The 25,597-nt window shown below is 69.4% G+C and carries 22 protein-coding genes; 12 read left to right on the top strand and 10 right to left on the bottom strand.

All coding sequences use genetic code 11. From position 1 onward, the window contains the following. Positions 1 to 11 precede the first annotated feature (11 nt). Positions 12 to 2,162: an RNA degradosome polyphosphate kinase gene (locus EJ913_RS10515; RefSeq protein WP_126997496.1), complete on the bottom strand. Its 2,151-nt coding sequence runs from the start codon at positions 2,160 to 2,162 to the stop codon at positions 12 to 14. A 132-nt stretch (positions 2,163 to 2,294) separates the two neighbouring features. Here EJ913_RS10515 and EJ913_RS10510 point away from each other — a divergent pair, with 132 nt between their 5' ends. The 5 genes from EJ913_RS10510 (at position 2,295) to trmFO (ending at position 9,396) form a co-directional block, all read left to right on the top strand. Next, positions 2,295 to 2,825, top strand: coding sequence for a SixA phosphatase family protein (locus EJ913_RS10510; RefSeq protein ID WP_126997494.1), 531 nt, complete (start codon positions 2,295 to 2,297; stop codon positions 2,823 to 2,825). A gap of 70 nt (positions 2,826 to 2,895) precedes the next feature. Then, the gene (locus EJ913_RS10505; protein WP_126997492.1) at positions 2,896 to 4,497 is read left to right on the top strand and encodes a CYTH and CHAD domain-containing protein; all 1,602 of its coding nucleotides are present in this window, start codon (positions 2,896 to 2,898) and stop codon (positions 4,495 to 4,497) included. Between the two features lie 283 nt (positions 4,498 to 4,780). Continuing rightward, complete coding sequence (uvrA, locus tag EJ913_RS10500; RefSeq protein ID WP_126997490.1) at positions 4,781 to 7,633, top strand: excinuclease ABC subunit UvrA; 2,853 nt, start codon at positions 4,781 to 4,783, stop codon at positions 7,631 to 7,633. A gap of 61 nt (positions 7,634 to 7,694) precedes the next feature. Next, positions 7,695 to 7,895 carry a hypothetical protein gene (locus tag EJ913_RS10495; RefSeq protein WP_126997488.1) on the top strand — a complete coding sequence of 67 codons (201 nt, stop codon included), beginning with the start codon at positions 7,695 to 7,697 and terminating at the stop codon, positions 7,893 to 7,895. A gap of 154 nt (positions 7,896 to 8,049) precedes the next feature. Continuing rightward, positions 8,050 to 9,396, top strand: a complete 1,347-nt coding sequence (gene trmFO, locus EJ913_RS10490) for a methylenetetrahydrofolate--tRNA-(uracil(54)-C(5))-methyltransferase (FADH(2)-oxidizing) TrmFO (protein ID WP_126997486.1) — start codon at positions 8,050 to 8,052, stop codon at positions 9,394 to 9,396. A gap of 138 nt (positions 9,397 to 9,534) precedes the next feature. Here the strand turns inward: trmFO and EJ913_RS10485 are convergent, their stop codons facing one another. Further along, positions 9,535 to 10,389, bottom strand: a complete 855-nt coding sequence (locus EJ913_RS10485) for a phytoene/squalene synthase family protein (RefSeq protein ID WP_126997484.1) — start codon at positions 10,387 to 10,389, stop codon at positions 9,535 to 9,537. 124 nt (positions 10,390 to 10,513) lie between these two features. Between EJ913_RS10485 and hpnC the strand changes: the two genes are divergently transcribed. The 4 genes from hpnC to EJ913_RS10465 all read left to right on the top strand — a co-directional run bounded on the left by hpnC (position 10,514) and on the right by EJ913_RS10465 (position 14,310). Beyond that, a complete protein-coding gene (hpnC, locus tag EJ913_RS10480) occupies positions 10,514 to 11,386 on the top strand; it encodes a squalene synthase HpnC (RefSeq protein ID WP_126997482.1) in 873 nt (290 codons plus the stop codon). A 51-nt stretch (positions 11,387 to 11,437) separates the two neighbouring features. After that, the gene (gene hpnD, locus EJ913_RS10475) at positions 11,438 to 12,319 is read left to right on the top strand and encodes a presqualene diphosphate synthase HpnD (protein WP_126997481.1); all 882 of its coding nucleotides are present in this window, start codon (positions 11,438 to 11,440) and stop codon (positions 12,317 to 12,319) included. Then, positions 12,316 to 13,605 (top strand): hydroxysqualene dehydroxylase HpnE, encoded by a 1,290-nt coding sequence (hpnE, locus tag EJ913_RS10470; RefSeq protein ID WP_238521448.1) that lies wholly within the window; start codon positions 12,316 to 12,318, stop codon positions 13,603 to 13,605. The genes hpnD and hpnE overlap by 4 nt, the downstream gene beginning before the upstream one ends. A 111-nt stretch (positions 13,606 to 13,716) precedes the next feature. Next, positions 13,717 to 14,310, top strand: coding sequence for a superoxide dismutase (locus tag EJ913_RS10465; protein WP_126997479.1), 594 nt, complete (start codon positions 13,717 to 13,719; stop codon positions 14,308 to 14,310). 261 nt (positions 14,311 to 14,571) lie between these two features. Here the strand turns inward: EJ913_RS10465 and EJ913_RS10460 are convergent, their stop codons facing one another. The 4 genes from EJ913_RS10460 to yajC all read right to left on the bottom strand — a co-directional run bounded on the left by EJ913_RS10460 (position 14,572) and on the right by yajC (position 18,028). Then, entirely contained in the window at positions 14,572 to 14,949 is a 378-nt protein-coding gene (locus EJ913_RS10460; protein WP_126997477.1) for an Mth938-like domain-containing protein, read from the bottom strand. A gap of 27 nt (positions 14,950 to 14,976) precedes the next feature. After that, positions 14,977 to 15,930 carry a protein translocase subunit SecF gene (gene secF, locus EJ913_RS10455; RefSeq protein WP_126997475.1) on the bottom strand — a complete coding sequence of 318 codons (954 nt, stop codon included), beginning with the start codon at positions 15,928 to 15,930 and terminating at the stop codon, positions 14,977 to 14,979. Between the two features lie 11 nt (positions 15,931 to 15,941). After that, positions 15,942 to 17,540 (bottom strand): protein translocase subunit SecD, encoded by a 1,599-nt coding sequence (gene secD / locus EJ913_RS10450; RefSeq protein WP_126997473.1) that lies wholly within the window; start codon positions 17,538 to 17,540, stop codon positions 15,942 to 15,944. A 68-nt stretch (positions 17,541 to 17,608) separates the two neighbouring features. Then, positions 17,609 to 18,028 carry a preprotein translocase subunit YajC gene (yajC, locus tag EJ913_RS10445; protein WP_126997471.1) on the bottom strand — a complete coding sequence of 140 codons (420 nt, stop codon included), beginning with the start codon at positions 18,026 to 18,028 and terminating at the stop codon, positions 17,609 to 17,611. A gap of 227 nt (positions 18,029 to 18,255) precedes the next feature. Between yajC and EJ913_RS10440 the strand changes: the two genes are divergently transcribed. Then, the gene (locus tag EJ913_RS10440; RefSeq protein WP_126997469.1) at positions 18,256 to 19,113 is read left to right on the top strand and encodes an ATP-binding protein; all 858 of its coding nucleotides are present in this window, start codon (positions 18,256 to 18,258) and stop codon (positions 19,111 to 19,113) included. Here EJ913_RS10440 and EJ913_RS10435 read toward each other — a convergent pair. Genes EJ913_RS10435 through serS form a run of 4 tightly spaced genes read right to left on the bottom strand, consistent with a single transcriptional unit; the run spans position 19,070 to position 23,083 of the window. After that, complete coding sequence (locus EJ913_RS10435; protein ID WP_244939312.1) at positions 19,070 to 20,389, bottom strand: peptidoglycan DD-metalloendopeptidase family protein; 1,320 nt, start codon at positions 20,387 to 20,389, stop codon at positions 19,070 to 19,072. The genes EJ913_RS10440 and EJ913_RS10435 overlap by 44 nt on opposite strands. Then, positions 20,386 to 21,006, bottom strand: a complete 621-nt coding sequence (locus tag EJ913_RS10430; protein WP_425321109.1) for a protein-L-isoaspartate(D-aspartate) O-methyltransferase — start codon at positions 21,004 to 21,006, stop codon at positions 20,386 to 20,388. The genes EJ913_RS10435 and EJ913_RS10430 overlap by 4 nt, the downstream gene beginning before the upstream one ends. A gap of 29 nt (positions 21,007 to 21,035) precedes the next feature. Continuing rightward, positions 21,036 to 21,818, bottom strand: a complete 783-nt coding sequence (gene surE / locus EJ913_RS10425; protein ID WP_126997465.1) for a 5'/3'-nucleotidase SurE — start codon at positions 21,816 to 21,818, stop codon at positions 21,036 to 21,038. Continuing rightward, entirely contained in the window at positions 21,818 to 23,083 is a 1,266-nt protein-coding gene (gene serS / locus EJ913_RS10420; protein WP_126997463.1) for a serine--tRNA ligase, read from the bottom strand. The genes surE and serS overlap by 1 nt, the downstream gene beginning before the upstream one ends. 394 nt (positions 23,084 to 23,477) lie before the next feature. Here serS and EJ913_RS10415 point away from each other — a divergent pair, with 394 nt between their 5' ends. Together EJ913_RS10415 and EJ913_RS10410 are read left to right on the top strand one after the other, a co-directional pair. After that, entirely contained in the window at positions 23,478 to 24,674 is a 1,197-nt protein-coding gene (locus EJ913_RS10415; RefSeq protein WP_126997461.1) for an MFS transporter, read from the top strand. A 119-nt stretch (positions 24,675 to 24,793) separates the two neighbouring features. Further along, entirely contained in the window at positions 24,794 to 25,351 is a 558-nt protein-coding gene (locus EJ913_RS10410) for a 1,2-dihydroxy-3-keto-5-methylthiopentene dioxygenase (protein WP_126997459.1), read from the top strand. Positions 25,352 to 25,597 lie beyond the last annotated feature (246 nt).

Genomic DNA, 25,597 nt, shown 5'->3' with positions numbered 1-25,597 from the left:
TAACCCGACCGTCAGGCCACCACCGTACGCAACATCAAACGCGGAGGCGTCCGTTTGTTGCTCAGCGCGCTGCCCCGGCCCGACAGGCTGGGGTTGGTCATGAAGTAATTGTGGACGCTGAACGCGTCCGGACCGGCCTTGATGCGATGGTACACGCCATCCGGCCCCAGCTTCCAGGTGCTTGCGTCGTCCTTGAGGTTGGCGACCATGATCTGATCAAGAACTTGTTCGTGTACGGTCGGGTTTTCGATGGGAATCAGCGTCTCGATGCGGCGGTCGAGGTTGCGGGTCATCCAGTCGGCCGAGGAGATGAACAGCTTGGCCTGCGGGCCGGGCAGCCCCTGGCCGTTGCCGAAGCAGATGACGCGGCCGTGCTCCAGGAAGCGCCCGACGATGCTGCGCACCCGGATGTTCTCCGACAGCCCCGGCACGCCCGGCCGCAGGCAACAGATGCCACGGATCACCATGTCGATCTGCACCCCGGCCTGCGAGGCCTTGTAGAGCTGGTCGATGATGGTGGGATCGACCAGCGAGTTCAGCTTGACCCAGATGGCGGCCGGGCGGCCGGCGGCGGCGTGGGCCATCTCGGCCTGGATCAGCTCGGTCAGGCGCTGGCGCAGCGTGATCGGGGCAATGGCGATCTTCTCCAGAACCTTGGGCGTGGCGTAGCCGGTCATGAAGTTGAACATCACCGCCGCGTCGTGGCACAGCGCCGGGTCGCAGGTGAAGAAGGACAGGTCGGTGTAGATCTTCGCCGTGATCGGGTGGTAGTTGCCGGTCCCGAAATGGACGTAGCTGCGCAGCGCCTTCTTCTCGCGCCGCACCACCATCGACACCTTGGCGTGGGTCTTCAGATCGACGAAGCCGTAGACCACCTGGGCGCCGGCGCGTTCCAGGTCGCGCGCCCAGCGGATGTTGGCCTCCTCGTCGAAACGGGCCTTCAGCTCGACCAGCGCGGTGACGGACTTGCCGGCCTCGGCCGCCTCGATCAGCGCGGCGACGATCGGGCTGTCCTTGCTGGTGCGGTAGAGCGTCTGCTTGATGGCGACCACCTGCGGGTCGCGCGCCGCCTGCCGGATGAACTGCACCACCACGTCGAAGCTCTCGTACGGGTGATGGACGACCAGATCCTTGTGGCGGATCGCCGCGAAGCAGTCGCCGCCGAAGTCGCGGATGCGTTCCGGGAAGCGCGCGTTGAACGGGCGGAACACCAGATCGGGACGCTCGTCGACGATCAGGTGCTTGGTGTCGACCAGCCCGATCAGCCCGTCGAGGATGAACACGTCGTCGCTGGCGACGTTCAGCTCGTGGCGCAGGAACTCGCGCAGGTCGGCGGCCATGCCGCTGTCGGTCGCCAGCCGGATCACGCTGCCCCGGCGGCGGCGCTTCAGCGCCGTCTCGAAGGTGCGGACCAGATCCTCGGCCTCCTCCTCGATCTCGATCTCGCTGTCGCGCAGCACGCGGAAGACGCCGTTGGCCTTGACCTGGAACGGGGGGAACAGGCGGTCGATGAACAGCATCACCAGCTTTTCGAGCTGGATGAAGCGGATGTCCGAACCGGGCAGCCGGATGAAGCGCTCCAACTGCGAGGGCAGCGGCACCAGCGCGTCGATGTGGCGCCCCTTCACCGGGTCGTGCAGTTGCAGCGCGAGCGCGAAGCCCAGATTGGGCAGGAAGGGGAAGGGGTGGGCCGGATCGACCGCGATGGGCGTCAGGATCGGGAAGATGTCGTCGAGGAACTTGGCCTCCAGCCAATCCTTCTCGCCCTCCGTCACGTCGGCGGGATCGACGACGGCGATGCCGGCCTCGCGCAAATCGGCCTTCAGGGTGCGCCACATCGCCTGCTGGCTCGCCATCAGGGCGATGATGCGCTGTTTCACCGCACTCAGCTGCTGGGCCGGAGTCAGGTTTTCCGGGCTGGGCGCCTTCACCCCGGCCGCCACCTGCCCCTTCAAGCCGGCGACTCGGACCATGTAGAACTCGTCCAGGTTGCTGGCCGAGATCGACAGGAAGCGCAGCCGCTCCAGCAGCGGGTGGTTGGGATTCGCGGCCTCGTCCAGGACCCGCTGGTTGAAGGCCAGCCACGACAGTTCACGGTTGATGAAGCGTTCCGGAGCGGTCGCCTCGATGCAAACGGCGTCGAGTTCCTGAAGATTGGTCACGTCGGCCTCTGGGTTTCGTCTCAAGGTCGCTCCCAGATGGGGCGACCGGACGGATGATGAAAGATGGCGGACAACTCTATCCCATCTGCGTTACGGTTTCAGGACTCTCTCTTCGGATAGTCCGACCGGCCCATGAAAACCCTCTTTCTGCTTCGCCACGCCAAATCCGCCTGGGACAGCCCGGCGACGGGCGACCATGACCGTCCGCTCGCCCCGCGCGGCGAGAAGGCCGCGACCCTGGTCGGCCGCCATCTGGCCGCTCACCACGCGCGGGTCGATCTGGTGCTGTGCTCCACCGCCCTGCGCGCCGTGGAGACCCGCAAGCGGGTGATGGCCGCCATGGGGCCGCCCTTCCCGCCGGTCGAGCACGAACGCGGCCTGTATCTGTGCGGCGCCCGCACCCTGCTGGAGCGGCTGCGCGACGCGCCGGACACGGCGACCGGCCTCATGCTGATCGCCCACAACCCCGACCTTCACGAGCTGGCCGAGGAACTGGCCGGCGGCGGGCACCACGACGATCCCCACCGGCACCGCCACGCCCTGACCGAGAAGTTCCCGACCGGGGCCTGCGCGGTGCTGGTGTTCCAGACGATGCACTGGCGCGACCTGGATCTGGGCGCCGGGCGGCTCGCCGATTTTGTGCAGCCGCGAAAACTGTCTTAACGCGACGGCACCTGTTGGGGTATGCACGGAGGGTCTGCACGGATCCGGCCGGATCGGGAGGAATTGCCTTTTGCCCCCAGCCAAGCCCGACACGCCCTCCAGCGCGCCCCCCGGCGCCGCGTCGAACGCGTCACCGAACGGAACCGCCTTCCGCGAGGTCGAGCTGAAGCTGCACGTCGCCCCGGCGGATCTCGCCCGCGTGGCCGGGCTTCCGGCCGTGCGGGAGGGGGCGGACGGCCCGGCGACGGTGTCGCACCTGCGCACGGTCTATTACGACACGCCTGATCTGCGCCTGTTCGCCAGCGGCATCGCCCTGCGGGTGCGGCGCGACGGCGACCGTTTCATCCAGACCCTCAAGACGGTCAACAGCGCCACCCCCGGCGATTCGGCGGCGGTCGCGGTGCGCCGCGAATGGGAATGGACGGTGGCCGGCGAGGCGCCGGACGTTTCGGTGCTGGCCGCGTCGGGCGTCGCCGGTCTGGTCCCCGCCGACGCGCAGGGCGCGCTGCGGCCGCTGTTCGTCACCGATTTCCGCCGCACCGCCGTGCTGGTCCGCCCCGATCCAGCGACCGCCATCGAGGTTGCGGTGGACGAGGGGCATGTCACCGCCGGCTCGGAGACCCTGCCGATCAGCGAGGTCGAGCTTGAGCTGAAGGCCGGGCGGGTCGGCCGCCTGTTCGACCTCGCGCTGCGCCTGCAACAGGCCGTGCCGATGCGGATCGGCACCGAAAGCAAGGCGGAGCTGGGCCTGCGGCTGGTCACCGGCCGACTGCCGCCACCGGTCGAATCCGAACCGCTGGCCCTGTCGCCGGTCACCACCGTGGCCGAGGCCTACCGACACATCCTGCGCCACGCGCTGCGCCAGTTCCTCGCCAACGAGGCCTGCGCGCTGGCCGGCGGCGACGTGGAGGGGCTGCACCGCATGCGGATCGCGCTCCGCCGCCTGCGCATCGCCCACCGGCTGTTCGCGCCGGTGATCGCCTCGCCCGAGGCCGACCGGCTGGTGGCGGAAAGCCGGACTCTCGCCAAGCGGCTCGGCCCGGCGCGCGGCTGGGACGTGCTGCTGGCCGGGGTGATCGACCCGCTGTCGTCCAGCCCGAAGGCCCCGGCCGGCTTGGCCCTGCTGGCAGCCACCGCCCGCAACGCCGGGGCGGGGCCGGCCCGCGAGGCCGTCGCCGCGATCCTCGCCCCGCACTGCGCCGCCACCGTCCTGGCGCTGGCCGCCTGGCTGGAGGACGGGCGCTGGCTGGGCGAGGCCGACAAGGAGCGCCGGGCGGCCCTGAACGCCCCGGTCACCACCGTCGCTCCCGTCTGGCTGTCGCTGCGGCTCGCCAAGCTCGGCAAGACCGCGAAAATCCCCGACGAGCCGAAGGACCGCGAGAAGCTGCGCCGCCGCCTGCGCACCCTGCGCTACGTCGCCGAGTTCTTCCGCGGGCTCTACGCCGAGGCCGCCACCCTGCCCTTCCTGGCGGCGCTGGATTCGCTGCTGGCGGCGCTCGACGCCGACCACGACGCCGCCACCGGGCGGCGGATGCTGGCGGCCCTGCCCGGCGCCGATGCGGCAACCGTGGCCGCGACCGCCGCCTGGATCGACCGGCAGGCCGACAAACGGCGCAAGGCGCTGCCGGATCTGTGGAAACGTTTTCGAGACACGCCGGTTTTCTGGGCCTGACCCGCGCGCGGTGCCGTTGGTAACAAGATTTGCGCCGCCTATATCGTCCCATCGGCCGAAGCGGGCCTCGAAGAGTGATCGTATGCACTTCGAAGCCCTTCTCCCCTTGCGGGAGAAGGGTTGGGATGAGGGGTATTCGCCGCAGGCGAAGACGATTTGCGGGGTCCCCTCACCCCAACCCCTCTCCCGCAAGGGGAGAGGGGCTTCCAAGGCCCTCGATCCCCTTCGAGGCCCGCATGAAGCCGCTTCCCAACCGGATCGGCTTCGGATAAAAGAACACTCCATGAACAAATTCATCAGCGTCCGCGGCGCGCGGGAACACAACCTGAAGAACGTCGACGTGGATCTGCCGCGCGACGAACTGATCGTCATCACCGGCCTGTCGGGCTCCGGCAAGTCGTCGCTGGCCTTCGACACCATCTACGCCGAGGGGCAGCGCCGCTACGTGGAGAGCCTGTCGGCCTACGCGCGCCAGTTCCTGGAGCTGATGCAGAAGCCCGACGTCGATTCGATCGAGGGGCTGTCGCCGGCCATCTCCATCGAACAGAAGACGACCTCGAAGAATCCGCGCTCCACCGTCGGCACGGTGACGGAGATCTACGACTACATGCGCTTGCTTTGGGCGCGGGTCGGCATCCCCTACTCCCCGGCCACCGGCCTGCCCATCGAAAGCCAGACGGTCAGCCAGATGGTCGACCGCATTGTCAGCATGCCCGAAGGCACCCGCCTGCTGCTGCTGGCCCCCTTCGTGCGCGGCCGCAAGGGCGAGTACAAGAAGGAGATCCAGGATCTCCGCAAGCGCGGCTTCCAGCGCGTCCGCGTCGACGGCACCATGCACGAGATCGACGAGGTCCCGGCGCTCAACAAGAAGCTCAAGCACGACATCGAGGTCGTGGTCGACCGCATCGTGGTGCGGGAAGGTCTGGGCAACCGTCTGGCCGATTCGCTGGAGACCGCGCTGGGTCTGGCCGACGGCATCGTCTGGGTCGAGAACGCCGAGACCAACGAGCAGACGGTCTTCTCGCAGAAATTCGCCTGCCCGGTCTCCGGCTTCACCATCCCGGAAATCGAGCCGCGCCTGTTCTCCTTCAACAACCCGTTCGGCGCCTGCCCGGCCTGCGACGGTCTGGGCAGCAAGATCTACTTCGACCCGATGCTGGTGGTCCCGGACGAGCGGCTGTCGCTGTCCAAGGGCGCGGTGGCGCCCTGGGCCGGCTCGACCTCCAAATACTACGACCAGACGCTGGAAAGCCTCGCCCAGCATTTCAGCGTGTCGATGACCACGCCCTGGGAGGATCTGCCGGAGAAGGTCCGCCAGACGATCCTCTACGGGTCGGGCGGCTCGGCCATCACCATGACCTACGACGACGGCCTGCGCAGCTACCAGACCAACAAGGCCTTCGAGGGCATCGTCACCAACCTGGAGCGCCGGTACAAGGAGACCGAAAGCGCCTGGATGCGCGACGAGCTGTCGAAATACCAGTCCTCCCAGCCCTGCGAGGTCTGCAAGGGCGCCCGCCTCAAGCCGGAGGCGCTGGCGGTCAAGGTGAACGGCCGTCACATCTCCGAGGCCACCGAGCTGTCGATCTCCGACGCGGCGGCGTGGTTCGGCGGGCTGAACGAGCATCTGCGCCCCAAGGACCGGGAGATCGCCTACCGGATCCTCAAGGAGATCAACGACCGCCTGGGCTTCCTCAACGCGGTCGGTTTGGAATACCTGACGCTGGCGCGCGGCTCCGGCACCTTGTCGGGCGGCGAGAGCCAGCGCATCCGCCTGGCCTCGCAGATCGGCTCCGGCCTGACCGGCGTGCTCTACGTGCTGGACGAGCCGTCCATCGGCCTGCACCAGCGCGACAACGACCGGCTGCTGGAGACGCTCAAGCGCCTGCGCGACATCGGCAACACCGTCATCGTGGTGGAGCATGACGAGGACGCCATCCGCAGCGCCGACTATCTGGTCGACATGGGTCCCGGCGCCGGCCAGCACGGCGGCAACGTCATCGCCCAGGGCACGCCCGAGGAGGTGTGCCGGAACCCCGACAGCGTCACCGCGCAGTTCCTCAACGGCACCCGCTTCGTCCCCATCCCCGACGAGCGCCGTCCCGGCCATCCCGGCCAGTTCCTGGAGGTGACCGGCGCCCGCGCCAACAACCTGCGGAACGTCTCGACCAGGATCCCGCTCGGCACCTTCACCTGCGTGACCGGCGTGTCGGGCGGCGGCAAGTCCACCCTGATCATCGAAACGCTCTACAAGGCGGTCGCCCGCAAGCTGATGGGCGCCCGCGAGCACCCGGCCGAGCACGACACGGTGCTGGGGCTGGAACACCTCGACAAGGTCATCGACATCGACCAGTCGCCGATCGGCCGCACCCCGCGCTCCAACCCGGCGACCTACACCGGGGCCTTCACCCCGATGCGCGACTGGTTCGCCGGGCTGCCGGAGGCCAAGGCGCGCGGCTACGGCCCCGGCCGCTTCTCGTTCAACGTGAAGGGCGGGCGCTGCGAGGCCTGCCAGGGCGACGGCGTCATCAAGATCGAGATGCACTTCCTGCCCGACGTCTACGTGACCTGCGACGTCTGCCACGGCAAGCGCTACAACCGCGAGACGCTGGAGGTCACCTACCGCGACAAGACCATCGCCGACGTGCTCGACATGACGGTCGAGGAGGGCAAGGAGTTCTTCAAGGCCGTCCCCGGCATCCGCGACAAGCTCGACACCCTGGAACGGGTGGGGCTGGGCTACATCCACATCGGGCAGGCGGCGACGACGCTGTCGGGCGGCGAGGCGCAGCGCGTCAAGCTGTCCAAGGAACTGAGCCGCCGCGCCACCGGCCGCACCCTCTACATCCTCGACGAGCCGACCACCGGCCTGCACTTCGCCGACGTGGAGAAGCTGATGGAGGTGCTCCATGCGCTGGTCGACCAGGGCAACACGGTGCTGGTGATCGAGCACAACCTGGAGGTCATCAAGACCGCCGACTGGATCATCGACCTCGGCCCCGAGGGCGGCACCGGCGGCGGCGAGATCGTGGCGGAGGGCACGCCGGAGGACGTGGCGAAGGTCAAGCGCAGCTACACCGGACGCTATTTGGCCCCCTACCTGAAAGCGAAGCCGAAATCGCGAAAGAGGGCGTGAACAAACGCCACCTCGGCCGTGTTCCCTGGTCATTGTCCGTTCCCACGACAGGAGACGAGGAATGACCAGGACGCTTCTCACCGGGGTTGGCGCCGCGTTCGGCGCGGCGCTGCTGCTCGCCGCCTGCGGCTCGTCGAGCGAGCGCACCACCAGCACGACGACCACGACGACCACCACCCCGACCTACGGGTCGAGCACCATGTCGCCCGCCCCCTCGGGCGCCACCACCATCGAACGCAGCACGACGACGCGCAAGGAGTGATCCGCACGGAGTGATGGGCGCTTCGTTTCCAGCATCCGCGCGCGGCCGGGCCAGCAGGGTCCGGCCGCGTTGCTTTTGAGGGCTGTCGCTTTCGGACCGGACGGCCTAGATTGCCGGCCGATCACCCGCAGTCTTCGTTTGGAACGTTCGAATCATGACCGACACCCTTCGCCCCGTCCATGTCATCGGCGGCGGTCTCGCCGGGTCCGAGGCCGCGTGGCAGCTCGCCTCACGCGGCGTGCCCGTGGTCCTCCACGAGATGCGGCCCGTCCGCAAGACCGACGCCCACGACACCGACAAGCTGGCGGAGCTGGTCTGCTCCAACTCCTTCCGCTCCGACGACGCCGAGTACAACGCGGTCGGCCTGCTGCACGAGGAGATGCGGCGCTGCGGCTCGCTGATCCTGCGCTGCGCCGACGCGCACAAGGTGCCGGCCGGCGGCGCGCTCGCCATGGACCGCGACCATTTCGCCGCCGCCGTGACCGAAGCCATCGAGACCCACCCCCTCATCACCATCGAGCGCGGCGAGGTCGCCGGACTTCCGCCCGAGGAGTGGGACAGCGTCATCGTGGCCACCGGCCCCCTGACCTCGCCGCCGCTGGCCGAGGCGATCCGCGCCTTCACCGGCGAGGAGTCGCTGGCCTTCTTCGACGCCATCGCCCCCATCGTCTATCTGGAGAGCGTCGACCTGTCGAAGGCGTGGTTCCAGTCGCGCTACGACAAGCCCGGCCCCGGTGGCACCGGCAAGGACTACATCAACTGCGCCTTCGAGAAGGACGAGTACCGCGCCTTCATCGACGCGCTGATCACCGGCGAGAAGGCCGACTTCAAGGAGTGGGAGAAGAACACCCCCTACTTCGAAGGCTGCCTGCCCATCGAGGTGATGGCGGAGCGCGGCGTCGACACGCTGCGCTACGGCCCGATGAAGCCGGTCGGCCTGACCAACCCGCACAAGCCCGAACGCCGCCCCTACGCCGTGGTCCAGCTGCGCCAGGACAACGCGCTGGGCACGCTCTACAACCTCGTCGGCTTCCAGACCAAGCTGCGCCACGCCGAACAGGCCCGGGTCTTCCGCACGATCCCCGGCCTGGAGAAGGCCGAGTTCGCCCGGCTGGGCGGCCTGCACCGCAACACCTTCCTGAACAGCCCGCGCCTGCTCGACGGCGCCCTGCGGCTGAAGTCCCTGCCCCGCCTGCGCTTCGCCGGTCAGGTCACCGGCTGCGAGGGGTACGTGGAGAGCGCCGCCGTCGGCCTGCTCGCCGGCCGCTTCGCCTCGGCCGAGCGGCTGGGCCGGGAGATCGTCAACCCGCCGGTCACCACCGCTCTGGGCGCCATCCTCGGCCACATCACCGGCGGAGCGGAGGCCGAGACCTTCCAGCCGATGAACGTGAACTTCGGCCTGTTCCCCCCGGTGGACGAGAAGATCCGAGGCCGCGACCGCAAGCTGGCCTACACCCGCCGCGCGTTGGCCGATCTGGAAGGGTGGCTGGCGGCCGATTGATGGGTGGCGGCCACGGTTGCCCCCTCCCCATCCCTCCCCCGCCTCCGGCGGGAGAGGGAGCCGGCTCCTTGCAAAAGTCCGGTGGCGGTTCCCTCTCCCGCGAAGCGGGGGAGGGTTAGGGAGGGGGCAAAGCCCCTCTCAATACCGCCCCCGCAACGCCGCCCAGCCCAGCCGCAACTGCCGGAACGGGTTGGGCAACAGCACGCGCGGCGCGAACACGTCGTTGCCCTCCCGCGCGACGACCGCCAGATGCAGCTCGGCCAGCACCGCCGGCAGCAGCGCCGGCAGCGCCGCCCTCGGCACCGACCGGCGCAAGGCCCGCGCCTCGCGCAGATGCTTCCGCACCACCAGTGCCACATCCCCGATCACCGGCCGCAGCTCCGGCGTCGAGCGCAGCTCGAACAAATCCTCCGACCGCGCCCCGTGCTTGGCCATCAGGTCGGCCGGCAGCAGCTGCCGGTGCTGGCGCGCCAGGAAGGGCACCGCCCGCAGGATGCCGGTCAGGGCGTAGGCGATCCCCACATGGCGCCCGGCGGCGTGCGCCGCCTCGTCCCGCACGCCGAGGATCTCCAGGGCCAGCTGCACCAGCGGCGCCCCCGTCACCTCGGCGTAGTTGACCAGACAGGTCAGGTCGGCCGGCGGGGTGTCGTCGAGGTCGGCCTCGCGCGCGTCGATCAGCCGGTCGAACAGGGCGCGGCTCAAACCCAGCGATTTCGCGGCTTGCGCCAGCGGATCCATCACTTCATGGCGTGGTACGGGTCCATCCCCATAGACAGCCTCGATGCCGTCGCGCCAGAATTGGAGACGCATCTGGCCCAGGATCGGTTCGCTGACGACCTCGCGGGTCTTGGCGATCTCCAGGTTGAAGGCGTGAAGGGCGAACAGGGGCTCGCGCCGGTCGGCCGGAGCGAAGAGACCTGCCAGAAAGTGGTCGTTGTCATATTTCCGGACCTCCCGTCCGCAATAGGACAGGTCGGTGGTCGACTTCGCCATGTGAACCTTGAATGGAAAAAGAGGGGTGGAGCGATTTGGGACAGAAGGCAAACCCCAAGTCCCGGCCTATATGAAGCAGAGAAGGTCGCACCGCCAGCCCCGACGCGCAGCAGGCACGGAACCCATGACCGATTTCAACATCGCCCCGACCAAGCCCCGCAAGCCCAACCCCATCGCCCGCAAGGACGAAAGCACGGAGAATTTCCCCGTGGCGTCGCGGCTGCTGCCCAAGCACCTGCGCCCCCACGTGATGTCGTTCTACCGCTTCCTGCGGCTGGCCGACGACATCGCCGACGACGCCGATCTCGAACCGGAGACCAAGCTGGCCTATCTGGAGGCGCTCGAACGGGCGCTGACCTCCGGCCAGGCCAAGCACGCCTACCTCAAGCCGGCGCTGGACCTGCGCGAGAGCCTGAACGCCACCGGCGTCAGCGACCGCCACGCCCGTCAGGTGCTGCGCGCCTTCCGCCGCGACGCCGTCGGCGCCCGCTGCCACAGCTGGAGCGACCTGCTGCTCTACTGCCGCTTCTCGGCCAACCCGGTCGGGCGCTACCTGCTGGAACTGCACGGCGAGGGCGTGGCCGCCGGTCCGGCCTCGGACGCGCTGTGCTCGGCCCTCCAGGTGCTCAACCACCTCCAGGACGCGCGCGACGACTGGTCCCAGCTCGGCCGCTGCTACATCCCGCTGGCGTGGTTCGAGGAGGCCGGCATCAGCGTCGAGCGGTTGGTGGAGGGCGAAACCGACCCCCGCCTGCGCGCGATCTTCGACCAGGCGCTGGAGCACACCGACCGCCTGCTGGAGCGCGCCGCCCCCCTGCCCGGCCTGATCCAGCATCGCGGCCTGCGGATGGAGGCGTCGGTGATCCTCAGCGTCGCGCAATCCCTGTCGCAACGGCTCAAGGCGCGCGACCCGATGAAGGCGCGGGTGACGCTGGGCGCGCATCACAAGCTGGTCGCGGTGGCGCGGGGGCTGGCGCGAAGCTTCTCCGCCTCCTAAACTCCTGGGCCGCGTTCCCGCCCGAACGCCCGGCCCAGGATTCGCCCCTCCATGACCACCCCACCGACCGACTCGGCGCCGCCGCTGACGACCGACACGCCCTCGGCGGTGGCGGAGCGGTCGGGGAGCACCTTCTACTGGCCGATGCGGCTGCTGCCGGCGTCCAAGCGCGCGGCGATGTTCGCAATCTACGCCTTCTGCCGGCGAATCGACGACATCGCCGACGAGCCGGGCGACCCGGAGGAGAAGCGCGCCGCGCTCGACGCGTGGCGGCGGGAGATCCGCAGCCTCTACGCCGGCGGCGCCCCGACCAGCCCGCTGGCGGCGGCGCTGAAGGGCGCCATCGACCGCTACGGCCTGCCGCGCGGCGAGCTGGAAGCCCTGATCGACGGCATGGCGATGGACGTCGGCGAGGGACTGCGGGCGCCGGAGCTGGCGACGCTGCGGGTCTATTGCCGTCGGGTCGCCGGTGCCGTGGGGATGTTGGCGATCCGCGTCTTCGACCGCGCCGACCCGGCCAACGAGGCCTTCGCCCTCGCGCTCGGCGAGGCGCTGCAACTGACCAACATCCTGCGCGACCTGACGGAGGACGCGACGCTCGGCCGGATGTACCTGCCGCACGAGCTGCTGCTTGCCGCCGGGATCGGCACCTCGGTGCCGGACAGGGTGCTGGCCCATCCCGGCCTTCCCCAGGCCTGCGAGGCCCTGGCCGATCTGGCGGAGACCCGCTTCGCCGAGGCGCGGCAGGCCATCGCCGGCAGGAAATGCGGCTCGCTGTGGGCGGCGACCGCGATGATGGTGCTGTACCACCGCCTGCTGCGGCGCCTGCGGGCGCGCGGCTGGAGCGATCCCGCCCTACGCGTCCGCGTCGGCCGGCGGGAAAGCGCCTGGGTGGCGCTGCGCTGCCGATTCGGCGCCCCGCCCTCCGCGTGACGATCCCCGATTCGTCCTCCTCCGGCGGCACGGTGCATGTGATCGGCGCCGGCTTGGCCGGGCTCGCCGCCGCGCTGCGCCTGGCCGAACGGGGCGTTCCCGTCCGGCTCTACGAACAGGCGCCCCAGGCTGGAGGACGCTGCCGCTCCTTCCACGATTCGACGCTCGACCGCCGCCTCGACAACGGCAGCCACATGGTGCTCGGCGGCAACCGGGCGCTGATGGACTACGCCGCCCGGACTGGCGGTTCGGACGCGCTGACGGAAATCCGCCCGGCCGCCTTTCCCTTCCTCGATCTTCGCGACGGCGCCGCCTGGACCTTGCGGCCCGGCGGGCTGTGGCTGTTCGACGAGACGCGGCGGGTGCCGGGCAGCCGGCCCTGGCACTACCTCGCCGCGCTGCGGGCCGTGACCGCCCCGGCCCCGGCGACGCTGGACGAGGCGCTGCCGCCGGGTGGGCCGCTCCACGAGCGTCTGTGGCGGCCCCTGGCGATCTCCGCGATGAACGGACCGACCGCGCGGGTGTCGGCCCGGCTGTTCGGTGCGGTGATCCGGGAAACCCTGCTGCGCGGCGAGGCCGCCTGCCGGCCGGTGATCGCAAGCCGTGGCCTCGCCGCCGCCTTCGTCGATCCGGCGTTGCGCCGGCTGGAGGCGTTGGGCGGCACCATCCGGTTCGGCGCGCGGCTGGACGGGTTGCGGTTCGCGGACCGACGGGTCGCCGGGCTGTCGGTCGGCGGCGCCTCGCTTGATCTGGGCGCGCGCGATTCCGTCGTGCTGGCGGCGCCGGCCTGGGTGGTGGAACGGCTGGTGCCGGGCTTGCGCGTCCCGCCGCCCGGCCCGGCCATCGTCGGCGTCCATTACCGCATTGAGGCCCCCGTGCCCCTGCCGGGCGGGCTTCCCTTCCTGGGGCTGGTCGGCGGCGTGGCCGAGTGGCTGTTCGCCCGCGACGACGTGGTGTCGGTCACCGTCAGCGACGCCGACGCGCTGGCCGCCCGCCCGGCCGACGAGATCGCCACCCTGCTGTGGCGCGACGTGGCGGCGGCGCTGCGACTCGATGGCCCGATTCGGCCCTTCCGGGTCGTCAAGGAGCGCCGGGCGACGCCCGATCAGGCCCCCGACTCGGTGTCGCGCCGCCCGCCCGCTCAAACCCGCTGGTCGAATCTGGCGCTGGCCGGCGACTGGACGGAAACGGGGCTTCCAGCCACGCTCGAGGCTGCTGTACGCTCCGGAAACCGGGCGGCCGAGGCCGTTTTTTGCCAACGTTCAGAGCGTCTTCGCTCACTCTAGACCGATTCCAGACTTCACTTTGTTCCGGCATCGGCCTATTGGGTCGGGCGAAGACCGTGTGCCGTCAAGGCCAAGCCCGGTCAGGCAACCCAAGAAGAGAGGGCAACCCACATGGCGTTCGAACTGCCGCCGCTCCCCTACGCGTACGACGCGCTGGAGCCGTACATCTCCTCCGAGACGCTGCACCTGCACCACGACAAGCACCACCAGACCTACGTCACCAACCTGAACAACCTGACCAAGGACTCGGCCCTGGCGGACGCCAGCCTCGAGGACGTGATCAAGCAATCGGCGGGCGACGCCGCCAAGGTCGGCATCTTCAACAACGCCGCGCAGGTCTGGAACCACACCTTCTTCTGGCAGTGCCTGAAGAAGGACGGCGGCACCATCCCGGCCGCCCTGGAGGCGCGCATCGTCGCCGACTTCGGCAGCGTGGAGGCGTTCAAGCAGGAGCTGACCCAGGCCGCCCTGACCCAGTTCGGCTCGGGCTGGGCGTGGCTGTACGAGGATGGCGGCAAGCTGAAGGTCGGCAAGACCGGCAACGCCGACACCCCCCTGGCCCACGGCCAGAAGCCGCTCTTCACCATCGACGTGTGGGAGCACGCCTACTACGTCGACTTCCAGAACCGCCGCGCGGATTTCGTGAAGGCCGTCATCGACAATCTGGCGAACTGGGATTTCGCCGCCGAGCAGCTCGGCGTCTGATCCGGATCATAGGCGCGAACAAGCCCCTCTCCCCTCGCGGGAGAGGGGTTGGGGTGAGGGGGGAGCCGGCGTCAGCCGGCCAAGAGGCTTCTTGTTCTTTCCGCCTTTGCAGGCGGAATACCCCTCATCCCAACCCTTCTCCCGCAAGGGGAGAAGGGCTTACTCGTGCCTATGCGACCCGGGGTTTAGGCACAAACGACAAAGGCGTCCCGACCGGGACGCCTTTGTCGTTTGTGCCGTGTGACGGAGAACCGCTGAGCTTTACACCGGCAGCAGCGCCGCCGCCACCCGCCGACCTTCGGCCAGCAGCACGTTGTAGGTGCGGCAGGCGGCTCCGCTGTCCATGAACTCCACCACGATGCCATCCGCGCGCAGCTCCTGGCGCAGGGCCTTGGGCACCAGCTTCATGGTCGGGCCGGTGCCGAGCAGCAGAAGCTCCACCTTCGGCACCGCCTCCCTGACCGCCGCGAAGTCGGCGGCGGTCAGCGACGCCACCTCGGTGGCGGACCAGGGCAGCGTCCGGTCGGGCAGCACGATCACCGCGCCGACCCGCCACTGCCCGGACACGCAGAACTGCCCCTTGCCATAGCCGTCGATGACCTGACGGTCGGACGGGATCATCGGCGTGATGTCGGCCATGCTTGTGCTGCCCCGTTTCCCGTTGCGTTACGGCGTCGTCGCCGGGTTGCCGGGACCGGCCGCTTCCGGCGTTCCCCGGCGCAGCCGGTTCTCGCCCAGGAACAGCAAGATGGGCGCGGCGATGAAGATCGACGAGGTGGTGGCGATGAACACGCCGAGCAGCAGCACGATGCCGAAATCCTGCAAGGCCTCGCCGCCGATCAGCGCCAGCGGGATGACCGACAGGAAGGTGCACATGGACGTGCCGAGCGTGCGGTTCAACGTCTCGTTGATCGACAGGTCGATCAGGTCGCGCAGCGGCATCTTCTTGTAGATGCGCAGGTTCTCGCGCATCCGGTCATAGACCACGACCTTGTCGTTGATCGAATAGCCCATGATGGTCAGGATCGCCGCGATGGCGGTCAGGTTGAACTGCATGCCGGTCACGGCGTAGAAGCCGATGATCTTGGTGATGTCCAGCAGCAGCGTCACCACCGCGCCCAGCCCGAACTGCCATTCGAAGCGGAACCAGATGTAGAGCAGCATCGCCACCATCGCGAGGCCCATCGCCAGCATGCCGTTGGCGAACAGCTCGGCGCTGACCGAGGCGCCGACCGCTTCGACGCGGCGGACCTGGGTGCCGGGCAGGGTCTCGGCCAGCGTGGCGCGCACCTTGTCGGCCGCGACCTGCTGGGCGGCGTCGTCGCCGGGCTGGCGCTCCAGCCGGATCAGCACGTCCTGGGGCGATCCGAACTCCTGCAACGCCACCTGCCCCATGCCGAGCCCGCCCAGCGAGTGGCGGAGGGACACGAAATCGGCGGCCTGCGGGGTGCGGGCCTCGATGACGATGCCGCCCTGGAAGTCGATGCCGTAGTTCAGGCCGGGGTGGAAGAACAGGATGATCGACGCGATGGACAGGAACGCCGACGTGATCAGGCCGGCGAACCGGCCGTTCATGAAGGGGATCTTGGTGTTGTCGGGGACGAGGCGGAGGTGGAACATGGATCGTCCTCTCAAACCGGCAGCGCGGCGGGCCGCGTGCGGCGCAACCACGTCACCATCATCAGGCGCACCAGCACCGTCGCGGTGAACATGGAAATCAGGATGCCGAAGGTGATGGTGACGGCGAAGCCCTTGATGGCGCCGGTGCCGAAGATGAACAGCAGCGCCATCTTGATCGCCGTCGTCAGGTTCGAATCGACGATGGTGCTGTAGGCGCGGCTGAACCCGGCCTCCATCGAGGCGAAGACGCCCCGGCCCTTCTTCGTCTCTTCCCGGATGCGCTCGTTGATCAGGATGTTGGCGTCGACCGCCAGCCCCAGCGACAGCAGCACGCCGGCGATGCCGGGCAGCGTCAGGGTGGCCTGGAGCAGCGACAGCGCCGCCAGCGTCAGCACCAGGTTGATCAGCAGGGCGAAGCAGGCGAAGGAGCCGAACAGCCCGTAGGACGCAATCATGTAGACGCAGACCATGACGAAGCCGACCGCCACCGCCGTCAGCCCGGCGCGGATCGAATCGGCGCCGAGGTCGGGGCCGACCGTGCGCTCCTCGATCACCTTCAGCGGGGCCGGCAGGGCGCCCGCGCGCAGCAGCACGGACAGGTCGTTGGCCGTCGCGGCGGAGAAGTTGCCGCTGATCTGGCCGCGCCCGCCGGTGATCGGCTCGCGGATGACCGGCGCGCTGATGACCTTGTTGTCGAGCACGATGGCGAAGGGACGCCCGACGTTCGCGCGGGTGATCTCGGCGAAGCGGTTGGCGCCGGCGCTGTTGAACTCGAAGTTCACCACCCACTCGCCGCTCTGCGAGTTGGTGGAGGCCGAGGCGTTCTTCAGCGTGGCGCCGTCGACCTCGACCTTCTTGCGGATGACGTAATTGGTCTGGAACCGCTCGCCCTCGGCGGACGGCAGGATCTCCGAGCCCGGAGGGGCGCGGCCGGTCGAGGCGTCGGCGTTGGTGTCGACCAGACGGAAGGTCATCTTGGCCGTGGTGCCGAGCAGCCGCTTGACGCGGTCGGGATCCTCGACGCCGGGAAGCTGGACCAGGATGCGGTCGGTGCCCTGGCGGGCGATGGTCGGCTCGTTCACGCCGGTCTCGTCGATGCGGCGACGGACGATCTCGATGGACTGCTCGATGGCCTGGGTCGCGCGGTCGCGCAAGGCCACCTCGCTCAGCGTCACCGTCACGGTGTTGCCGCTGGCGGCCACCGTCACGTCCGGCTGGCCGCCGCCCAGCGCGCCGCCGCCCACCGGGCTGGCGAGGCCGCGCAGCGCCTTCACCGCGTCCTCGGACTGGGCCGGGTCGCGGAGCTGGACGGTCACCGCGCGGTCACCGGCGTTGATCGCGGTGTAGCCGACGTTGGCCGTGCGCAGCTGTTGGCGCGCGCCGTCCACCAGCCCCTCGACGCGGTCGCGGATCACCGCGCTCATGTCGACTTCGAGCAACAGATGCGATCCGCCGCGCAGGTCGAGACCCAGCGAGACCTTGCTGTGGGCGTACCAGCTGGGCAGGCTCGCCAACGTCTCGCGGCCGAGGAAGTTCGGCAGCATCACGATGAAGCCGGCGACGCAGATCGCCACGATCGTGTAAATCTTCCAACGCGAAAAATAGAGCATGCGTCACTCGAATCCGATTCGACGGCCGGCGTTCGCCAGTGTGCTCGCGCCGGTTCTACGTGGCCGGTTTACTTGCGGCCGAACAGCTTGCCGATGCCGCCGGCGGCCGGGGTCTCGCCGGGCTTGGCCTGGCCTTCGGTGGTGGCGGCGGTGCCGTCGCCGGGCTTGGCCGGCTCGGTCTTGGCGAGCACGAGGTTCACGGTGGAGCGCACGCAGCGGACGCGGACGTTCTCGGCGATCTCGACCGTCAGCTCGTCGTCGGTGCCGACCTTGGTGACGACGCCGATGATGCCGCCGCCGGTGACGACCCGGTCGCCGCGACGGATGTTGCCGAGCATCGCCTTGTGCTCCTTCATCTTCTTCTGCTGCGGGCGGATCAGCAGGAAGTAGAAGACGACGAAGATCAGAATCAGCGGCAGGAATTGCACGAGCATATCGCTGCCGCCAGCCGGCGCCGCGGTCTGTGCATAAGCCGTCGAAACGAACATCTTGGGAGCTCCTGAATAAGTTGATCTCGCGCGGAATCGGCTTGACCGCCGGGACGCCGCGACTATAGCCGCCCATGCCCCGGATGCAACGGTGATGCGGCGCGAAGCGGGGAATGGCGACGGCTTGTGCGCCCGCATCGCTGTGATACCGTGCGAACGCGTCGGAAAGATGGCTGCGCCGACGCCCGGTTTCCATGAAATTTTGTGAAAAAGGTGCCTGGAAAACGATGTCTTCCGACTCCCTGCTTCCCCTGCTGACCCGCATCGCCGACGCGCTCGACCGTCTGGCCCCTCCCCCGCCCGCGCCCTTCGACCTGAGGGCGGCCGACGCCTTCGTCTGGCACACCGAGCCCGACCGGCTGGAGCCGGTGCCCGCCGTCAACCGGGTGGAGATCGCGCTGCTCCAAGGGATCGAGCGGCAGCGCGACATCCTGCTCGACAACACCCGGCGCTTCGCCGCCGGTCATCCGGCCAACAACGCCCTGCTGTGGGGCGCGCGCGGCACCGGCAAGAGCTCGCTGGTCAAGTCGATCCACGCGGTGATCGTGCAGGAACGGCCGGGCGAGCTGGCGCTGGTCGAGATCCAGCGCGACGACATCCCCAGCCTGCCCCGGCTGCTGGCCCGGCTGAAGGGCGAGGCGCGGCGCTTCGTGCTGTTCTGCGACGACCTGTCCTTCGACCACGACGACGCGCATTACAAGTCATTGAAGGCGGTGCTGGACGGCGGGATCGAGGGGCGGCCGGAGAACGTCGTGTTCTACGCCACCTCCAACCGCCGCCACCTGATGCCGCGCGACATGATCGAGAACGAGCGCTCGACCGCCATCAACCCGGCCGAAGCCGTCGAGGAGAAGGTGTCGTTGTCCGACCGCTTCGGCCTGTGGCTGGGCTTCCACAACTGCGACCAGACCACCTACTTCGCGATGGTCGAGGGCTACGCCCGCCATTTCGGCCTGGAGGTCCCGGCGGACCGGCTCCACGCCGAGGCGGTCGAATGGTCGGTCACGCGCGGCAGCCGGTCGGGCCGCGTCGCGTGGCAGTTCATCCAGGACCTAGCGGGCCGTCTCGAAAAGCCCCTTCGATAGACTTGCGGTCCATCTGGTCGGTCGGGTCCACCGCCTGGCTGCCCTTGCGCAGTTCGAAGTGAAGCTGCGGGCTGCTGACGGAGCCGGTCTGCCCGACCTTCCCCACCGCCTGCCCACGCTTCACGGTGGCCCCGCGCTCCACGTCGATGCGGTCGAGATGGGCGTAGGCGGTGATCCAGCCGTCCGCGTGCTTGAGCAGCAGCAGGTTGCCGAAGCCGCGCAGCTCGTTGCCGGCGTAGGCGACGACGCCATTGTCGGCGGCGACCACCGCCGTGCCCTTGGAGGCGGCGATGTTCAGACCGTCATTGTGCAGGCCGTCGGGCTTGGGGCCGTAGCCCGAGATCAGCTTGCCCTTGACCGGCCACAGGAAGCGGGCCCCGCCGCGCGGTGGCGGCGCCCCGGCCTCCGCCTTCGGTTCCGGCTTGGGCGGGGCCGCCGCCGCGACCTCCTGCTGGGCCGGCGCGGTGCGGCCGGCCGGCAGGCCGGGCGGCACCGGCGAGGCGACGGCGGCCGGCGCGGGCTCCGACGCCGCCGGGTTGGCCGGCAGCGGCTCCGCCGTCACGCCGGGCTTGCGGTCGGGCGGACGCAGCGAAACCGGGGCCTGGCCCGGCTGATAGGCCACCTCCGGCTCCCCGGCGGCGGGGACACCGCCCGCCGGCAGGGGCGTCGCGACGACGCCGCCCGACGCAGGCGCATTCGGAGGAACGGACGCGCCCGACGCCGGCAGTTCGGTCGCCTGGATCGAGCCGCGCCCGGCGCTGCGGCCCGGCGGCGGGGAGGCTTCGGCCAGAACGACCGGCCCGGCAACCGATCCAGGGGCCGATCCGGGAGCCGCGCCGCCGCCGGCGCCCGGCAGGCGCAGGGGCTGCCCGGCCTGCACCGCGTAGGGCGGCGTCAGATTGTTCAACTGGGTCAGCTCGCTGACGTCCACGTTGTGCATGCGGGAGATGCCGTAGAGCGTGTCCCCCTTCTGCACGATGTACTGCCGCGCCGTCGGCAGGGCGAGGCGCTGCCCGACCTCCAGCTTGTAGGGCGGCGACAGCCGGTTGACCTCGATCAGGTCGCGCAGCGGCACGTTGTAGCGGCGGGAGAGGGAGTAGGCGTTGTCGCCCTTCTGCACCGTGATGGCGCCGGCCGCCGAGTCCGGCACCCCGCCCGCCATGTTGGTGAAGGGCGCCAGACCGCCGATGCGCTCGCAGCCCACCAGCGCCAGCACGGCCAGCGAGACGGCGGCAAGGCGCAGGGCGGAGGAACGCGGCGAAACGGCGGACTTCATGCGGGACGGACCTGTTGCGGCGGGTCGGACAGCAGCGGAACGAAACGGACGGGCCACAGGTCCTCCCGAGTGAGACCGGAGTCGGTGCGCCGGAAGCGGACCACCTTCTGATCGCGGTGGTCCCCGCCCAGCGGGATGATCATGACACCACCAACGGCGAGTTGATCCGTCAAGTCTTTTGGCGGATCCGCGCCCCCGGCGGCTGTGACCAACACGCGCGCGAAGGGCGCCTGCTCCGGCCAGCCGCGCGTCCCGTCGCCGTGGCGGGTCGTGACGTTGTCCAGCCTCAGCGCGCGGAAACGGCCCTCCGCCTCGGCCAGCAGGGGCTTCAGCCGCTCGATGGTGAAGACCCGGCGGCACAGCCGCGACAAAATCGCCGCCTGATAGCCGGAGCCTGTGCCGACCTCCAGCACCAGATGCCGGGGGTTCAGCTCCAGCGCCTGGGTCATCAGCCCGACGATCAGCGGCTGGCTGATCGTCTGCCCCAGATCGATGGGCAGGGCGATGTTCTCCCAGGCCTGGTCCTGGAAGGCGTCGGGAACGAACAGCTCGCGCGGGGTCCGTTCGATGGCGGACAACACCGTGGTGTCGGTCACGCCGGCCTGGCGCAACGCCATCAGCAACCGGATTCGGCGCGCGTCCGTGCTCACACGAACGCCTGCCTCAAGGTCTGGAGGGTGGGGGTGTGGGTGAGGTCGAGGAACACCGGGGTCACCGAGATTCCGCCGTGCAGGACGACGTGGATGTCGGTGTCCGGGGTCGTGTCGGCGTCGCCGCGCAGGGTGCCGATCCAGATGTAGGGCTTGCCGCGCGGATCGACCCGCTCGAACAGCTCGTCGCCGATTTTGCGCTTGCCGTGGCGGACCACCTGGATGCCGGTGACCTCGGCGGCGGGCCGCGCCGGGAAGTTCACGTTCAGCAGCACGTTCCTCGGCCACGCCACCGTCACCGCCTTGCGCACCACGTCGACCCCGTGGGCCTCCGCCGCCGACCAGTCGATGGGCTGGCCCGGCTCGTAATGCTGGCTCATCGCGATGGCGGGGACGCCGAGCAGCGTCGCCTCCATCGCGGCGGCTATGGTGCCGGAATAGGTCACGTCCTCGCCGATGTTGGAGCCTTGGTTGACCCCGGACAGCACCAGCGTCGGCCGGCTGTCCTTCATCACGTGGTTGATCGCCAGCAGCACGCAGTCGGTCGGCGTGCCGTCCACGGTGAAGCGCCGCTCGTCCAGCTTGCGCAGGCGCAGGGGGCGGTTGATCGTCAGCGAATGGCTGGCGGCCGACTGCTCCATCTCCGGGGCGACCACCCACACGTCGTCGGACAGGGAATGGGCGATCGCCTCCAGCACCTTCAGCCCCTGGGCGTGGATGCCGTCGTCGTTGGTGACGAGGATGCGGGTACGGGACAGGTCGAGCGGCAAATCGAACATCAGGCGGTAATCCTTTCCGCTCCGCGCATGTAGGGGCGGAGGGCCTCGGGAATCAGGATCGAACCATCGGGCTGCTGGTAGTTCTCCAGCACCGCGATCAGGCAGCGCCCGACCGCCACACCCGATCCGTTGAGGGTGTGGAGGAATTGAGTTTGCTTCTCCCCCTTGGCTCTGCAACGGGCTTTCATGCGGCGGGCCTGGAAATCGCCGCAATTGGAGATGCTGGAGATCTCGCGGTAGGCGTTCTGGCCCGGCAGCCACACCTCGACGTCATAGGTCTTGCGCGAGGAGAAGCCCATGTCCCCCGTGCACAGCACGATGGTGCGGTAGGGCAGGCCCAGCCGCTCCAGAATCGTCTCGGCGCAGCGGGTCATCCGCTGATGCTCGGCTTCCGACTGGTCGGGGGCGGCGATGCCGACCATCTCGACCTTCCAGAACTGGTGCTGGCGGATCATGCCGCGCGTGTCGCGCCCGGCCGACCCGGCCTCGGCCCGGAAGCAGGGGGTCAGCGCGGTGTAGCGGTAAGGCAGCTCCTCCGTCGCGACGATCTGGTCGCTGACGAGGTTGGTCAGCGGGACTTCCGAGGTCGGGATCAGGTAATGGTCGCCGGCCTTGAACAGATCCTCCTCGAACTTCGGCAACTGGCCGGTGCCGAAGAGCGCGGTGTCGCGCACCATCAGCGGCGGCGCGATCTCGGTGTACCCGTGCTCGCCGGTGTGGATGTCCAGCATGAAGTCGGCGAGCGCGCGTTCCAGCCGCGCCAGCCCGCCCTTCAGCACCGTGAAGCGGGCGCCCGACATGCGGGCCGCCGCCTCGAAGTCCATCAGGCCCAGCGCCTCGCCCAGCTCGTAATGCTGCTTGGGCGCGGCGATCTCGGGCGGCGTGCCCCAGCGGCGGACCTCGACGTTGCCGCTCTCGTCCGGCCCGTCGGGAACGTCGTCGTCCGGCAGGTTGGGGATGCCGGCCAGCAGCCCATCGAGTTCGGCGCCGAGACGGCGCTCCTCCTCCTCGACCTCGGGCACGCGCTCCTTGAGCTGCGCCATCTCGTCGAGGATGGGCTGGGCGTCGCGGCCCTCGCGCTTGGCGAGGCCGATCTCCTTGGCCGCCTCGTTGCGACGGGCCTGCATCTCCTGCAACTGGGTCTGCACGGCGCGGCGGCGGGCGTCGAGTTCGATCACGGAGGACGACAGCGCCGCCAATCCCCGGCGGCCGAGGCCACGGTCGAAGGCTTCGGGATTTTCACGGATGGCGCGAAGGTCGTGCATGGCTCGAACGGATTTCGAATTGATTGGGACGCTGTTTATACGGCGCGCCCCGCCGAAGGTCCAGAGCGAGGCCGGTTTTGCTGAGGGCGATCGGACAGCCCTCTCCCGCCCCGGGAGAGGGAGGGGACCCGCGCCGCAGGCGTGGGGAGGGTGAGGGGCTATCGGGCGTGGTACGAAATCCATGTTCCGATAGCCCCTCAACCTTCCCATGCTGCGCATGGGCCCCTTCCCTCTCCCGGGGCGGGAGAGGGAGCCAAGCGGATGATCCAGCCCCGGTTCTGCGCTCCCGGCATGGCCGACACGCCGACGCAGCCTTGGACAGCGGCGGACCCGCGCGCCACTGTCATCATACCGCATCGCAGCATGAGCGTGGCGGAAGCGAGAGGAACCAGCGGTGCGGGACGGAGACGAGGTGGGCTATCTGACGGCGGGAAGCGCCGCCTACCGGCTGGCAAGCCGCATCCTGTTCGTGGCGGGCTTCTCCACCTTCGCGACGCTCTACTGCGTGCAGCCGCTGATGCCCGACTTTGTGCGCGAGTTCGGCGTGACCCCGGCGGAATCGAGCCTCGCCCTGTCGCTGACCACCGGGCTGCTCGCCGGGTCCTTGCTGATCGCGGGGGTTCTGTCGGACGGGATCGGACGCAAGCCGATCATGGTGGCGTCGCTGCTGGCGGTCGGACTGCTGGGCATCGTCGGCGCCCTGATGCCGGACTGGCACGGCTTCCTGATCGTCCGCGCGCTGGAGGGCATTGCGCTCAGCGGCCTGCCCGCCGTCGCCATGGCCTATGTGTCGGAAGAGGTCGACCCGCGCTCGGCCGGGATGGCGATGGGGCTGTACATCGGCGGGACCGCCATCGGCGGCATGTCGGGGCGGGTGCTGACCGCCGTGGTCACCGATCTGGGGACATGGCGGATGGCGGTCGGCGTGGTCGGCGCGCTGGGCATCGCGGCGGCACTGACGGTCTGGGCCGGATTGCCGTCGTCGCGCCATTTCGTGAAGCGCCCGGCGGGGCTGGGCGCGCTGACGCGGGCATGGCGGGGGCTGCTGAGCGACCGGGGATTGTTGGCTCTGTTCTCCATGGGCTTCCTCCTGATGGGCGGCTTCGTCACCGTCTTCAACTACATCGGCTTCCGGCTGAGCGAGGCGCCCTTCGACCTGCGTCCGGCGGTGGTCGGCGCGATCTTCCTGGTCTACAGCTTCGGCGTGGTCAGCTCGCCGCTGTTGGGCTCGCTGGCCGGGCGCTACGGCAACGACCGCACTCTGGTGGCCGCGGTGCTGCTGATGCTGGCGGGGCTGGCCCTGATGGAGCCGGACAGCCTGTGGTCCATCGCCCCCGGCATCGCGCTGTTCACCTTCGCCTTCTTCGGCGCCCATTCCACCGTGTCGGCCTGGATCGGGCAGCGCGCCACCGTCAACCGGGGGCAGGCGTCGTCGATCTACCTGTTCTGCTACTACATGGGCTCGACGATGGCCGGCACGCTGGGCGGGCTGTTCTGGCACGGCTTCGGCTGGACGGGGGTCGCCCTCTTCATCGGCGGAATGCTGCTGGCCGGCGCCACGGTGTCGTTCGGGCTGCTGGTCCGCCGCTGACCGCCAAGCGTCGCGGGGCGACCATGGGTCGCAGCGCCGCGAAAGGGATTGCCCGGCGGCGCCTCCTGCCACAATTTGGCGGCGACCCCGGAGAATCCGGCGGAAGCGGAGGTTGCGCCATGCCCCATCTGACCGTCTACCGCGAGCACGACGCCGTGCGGCCCGAGGTGATCACCGGCGACCCGGCGGTGCTGGCCGGGCATCTGGCGATGGCCGGGATCCTGCTGGAACGCTGGACGGCGGAGCCGGTGCTGCCCGCCGACGCGGACACCGCCGCCGTCCTGTCGGCCTACGCCGCCCCCATCCAGCGGTTGCAACGGGTGCGCGGCTACCAGTCGGTCGACGTGGTGCGGATGCCGCGCGGCACGCCCGACGCCGCGGCGTTGCGCGCCAAGTTCCTCGACGAGCACACCCACACGGAGGACGAGGCCCGCTTCTTCGTGGAGGGGAGCGGCGCCTTCTATCTGCACATGGACGGCCGCGTCTTTCGCGTCGTCTGCGAGGCCGGCGACCTGCTGAGCGTTCCTGCGGGCACCCGCCATTGGTTCGACATGGGTCCGGAACCGCATCTCACGGCGATCCGCTTCTTCACCCGCCCCGACGGCTGGGTTGCGGAATCGACCGGCGATCCCATTTCCGCGCGCTTTCCCGGCTATGAGGGGGTGGTAAACGCCTGAGCGGCAGGGCATCACCGAAACCTTACGGATCGGAAAATTTTCCTATAACATGGTGGTGACCGCCTGTTGCCCACGGAGCCCCGCCATGCCGCCATCCAGCCCGCCATCCTCCGCCATAGGGGTGCGCTCGCAACGGACGCATCCATGGAACATGGAACAGGGCCGGAAAAACGTTTCACGGTGTTTCAAACGTTCCAAACGTTCCATTCCCCGCCTCGCCGCCGAAAGCCGGCGCCCGTCCCCCCG

Origin of the sequence: Azospirillum doebereinerae, assembly GCF_003989665.1 — a bacterium.
Lineage (GTDB): Bacteria > Pseudomonadota > Alphaproteobacteria > Azospirillales > Azospirillaceae > Azospirillum > Azospirillum doebereinerae.
The sequence above is the reverse complement of the archived record's forward strand: the minus strand, read 5'-3'. Positions and strand labels throughout refer to the sequence as shown.

Excerpts from the sequence above, each read along its gene's own strand:
- EJ913_RS10510 (WP_126997494.1), top strand. The coding sequence starts at position 2,295 with ATGAAAACCCTCTTTCTGCTTCGCCACGCCAAATCCGCCTGGGACAGC.
- uvrA (WP_126997490.1), top strand. The coding sequence starts at position 4,781 with ATGAACAAATTCATCAGCGTCCGCGGCGCGCGGGAACACAACCTGAAG.
- EJ913_RS10495 (WP_126997488.1), top strand. The coding sequence starts at position 7,695 with ATGACCAGGACGCTTCTCACCGGGGTTGGCGCCGCGTTCGGCGCGGCG.
- trmFO (WP_126997486.1), top strand. The coding sequence starts at position 8,050 with ATGACCGACACCCTTCGCCCCGTCCATGTCATCGGCGGCGGTCTCGCC.
- EJ913_RS10485 (WP_126997484.1), bottom strand. The coding sequence starts at position 10,389 with ATGGCGAAGTCGACCACCGACCTGTCCTATTGCGGACGGGAGGTCCGG.
- hpnC (WP_126997482.1), top strand. The coding sequence starts at position 10,514 with ATGACCGATTTCAACATCGCCCCGACCAAGCCCCGCAAGCCCAACCCC.
- hpnD (WP_126997481.1), top strand. The coding sequence starts at position 11,438 with ATGACCACCCCACCGACCGACTCGGCGCCGCCGCTGACGACCGACACG.
- EJ913_RS10465 (WP_126997479.1), top strand. The coding sequence starts at position 13,717 with ATGGCGTTCGAACTGCCGCCGCTCCCCTACGCGTACGACGCGCTGGAG.
- EJ913_RS10460 (WP_126997477.1), bottom strand. The coding sequence starts at position 14,949 with ATGGCCGACATCACGCCGATGATCCCGTCCGACCGTCAGGTCATCGAC.
- secF (WP_126997475.1), bottom strand. The coding sequence starts at position 15,930 with ATGTTCCACCTCCGCCTCGTCCCCGACAACACCAAGATCCCCTTCATG.
- secD (WP_126997473.1), bottom strand. The coding sequence starts at position 17,540 with ATGCTCTATTTTTCGCGTTGGAAGATTTACACGATCGTGGCGATCTGC.
- yajC (WP_126997471.1), bottom strand. The coding sequence starts at position 18,028 with ATGTTCGTTTCGACGGCTTATGCACAGACCGCGGCGCCGGCTGGCGGC.
- EJ913_RS10440 (WP_126997469.1), top strand. The coding sequence starts at position 18,256 with ATGTCTTCCGACTCCCTGCTTCCCCTGCTGACCCGCATCGCCGACGCG.
- EJ913_RS10435 (WP_244939312.1), bottom strand. The coding sequence starts at position 20,389 with ATGAAGTCCGCCGTTTCGCCGCGTTCCTCCGCCCTGCGCCTTGCCGCC.
- EJ913_RS10430 (WP_425321109.1), bottom strand. The coding sequence starts at position 21,006 with ATGGCGTTGCGCCAGGCCGGCGTGACCGACACCACGGTGTTGTCCGCC.
- surE (WP_126997465.1), bottom strand. The coding sequence starts at position 21,818 with ATGTTCGATTTGCCGCTCGACCTGTCCCGTACCCGCATCCTCGTCACC.
- serS (WP_126997463.1), bottom strand. The coding sequence starts at position 23,083 with ATGCACGACCTTCGCGCCATCCGTGAAAATCCCGAAGCCTTCGACCGT.
- EJ913_RS10410 (WP_126997459.1), top strand. The coding sequence starts at position 24,794 with ATGCCCCATCTGACCGTCTACCGCGAGCACGACGCCGTGCGGCCCGAG.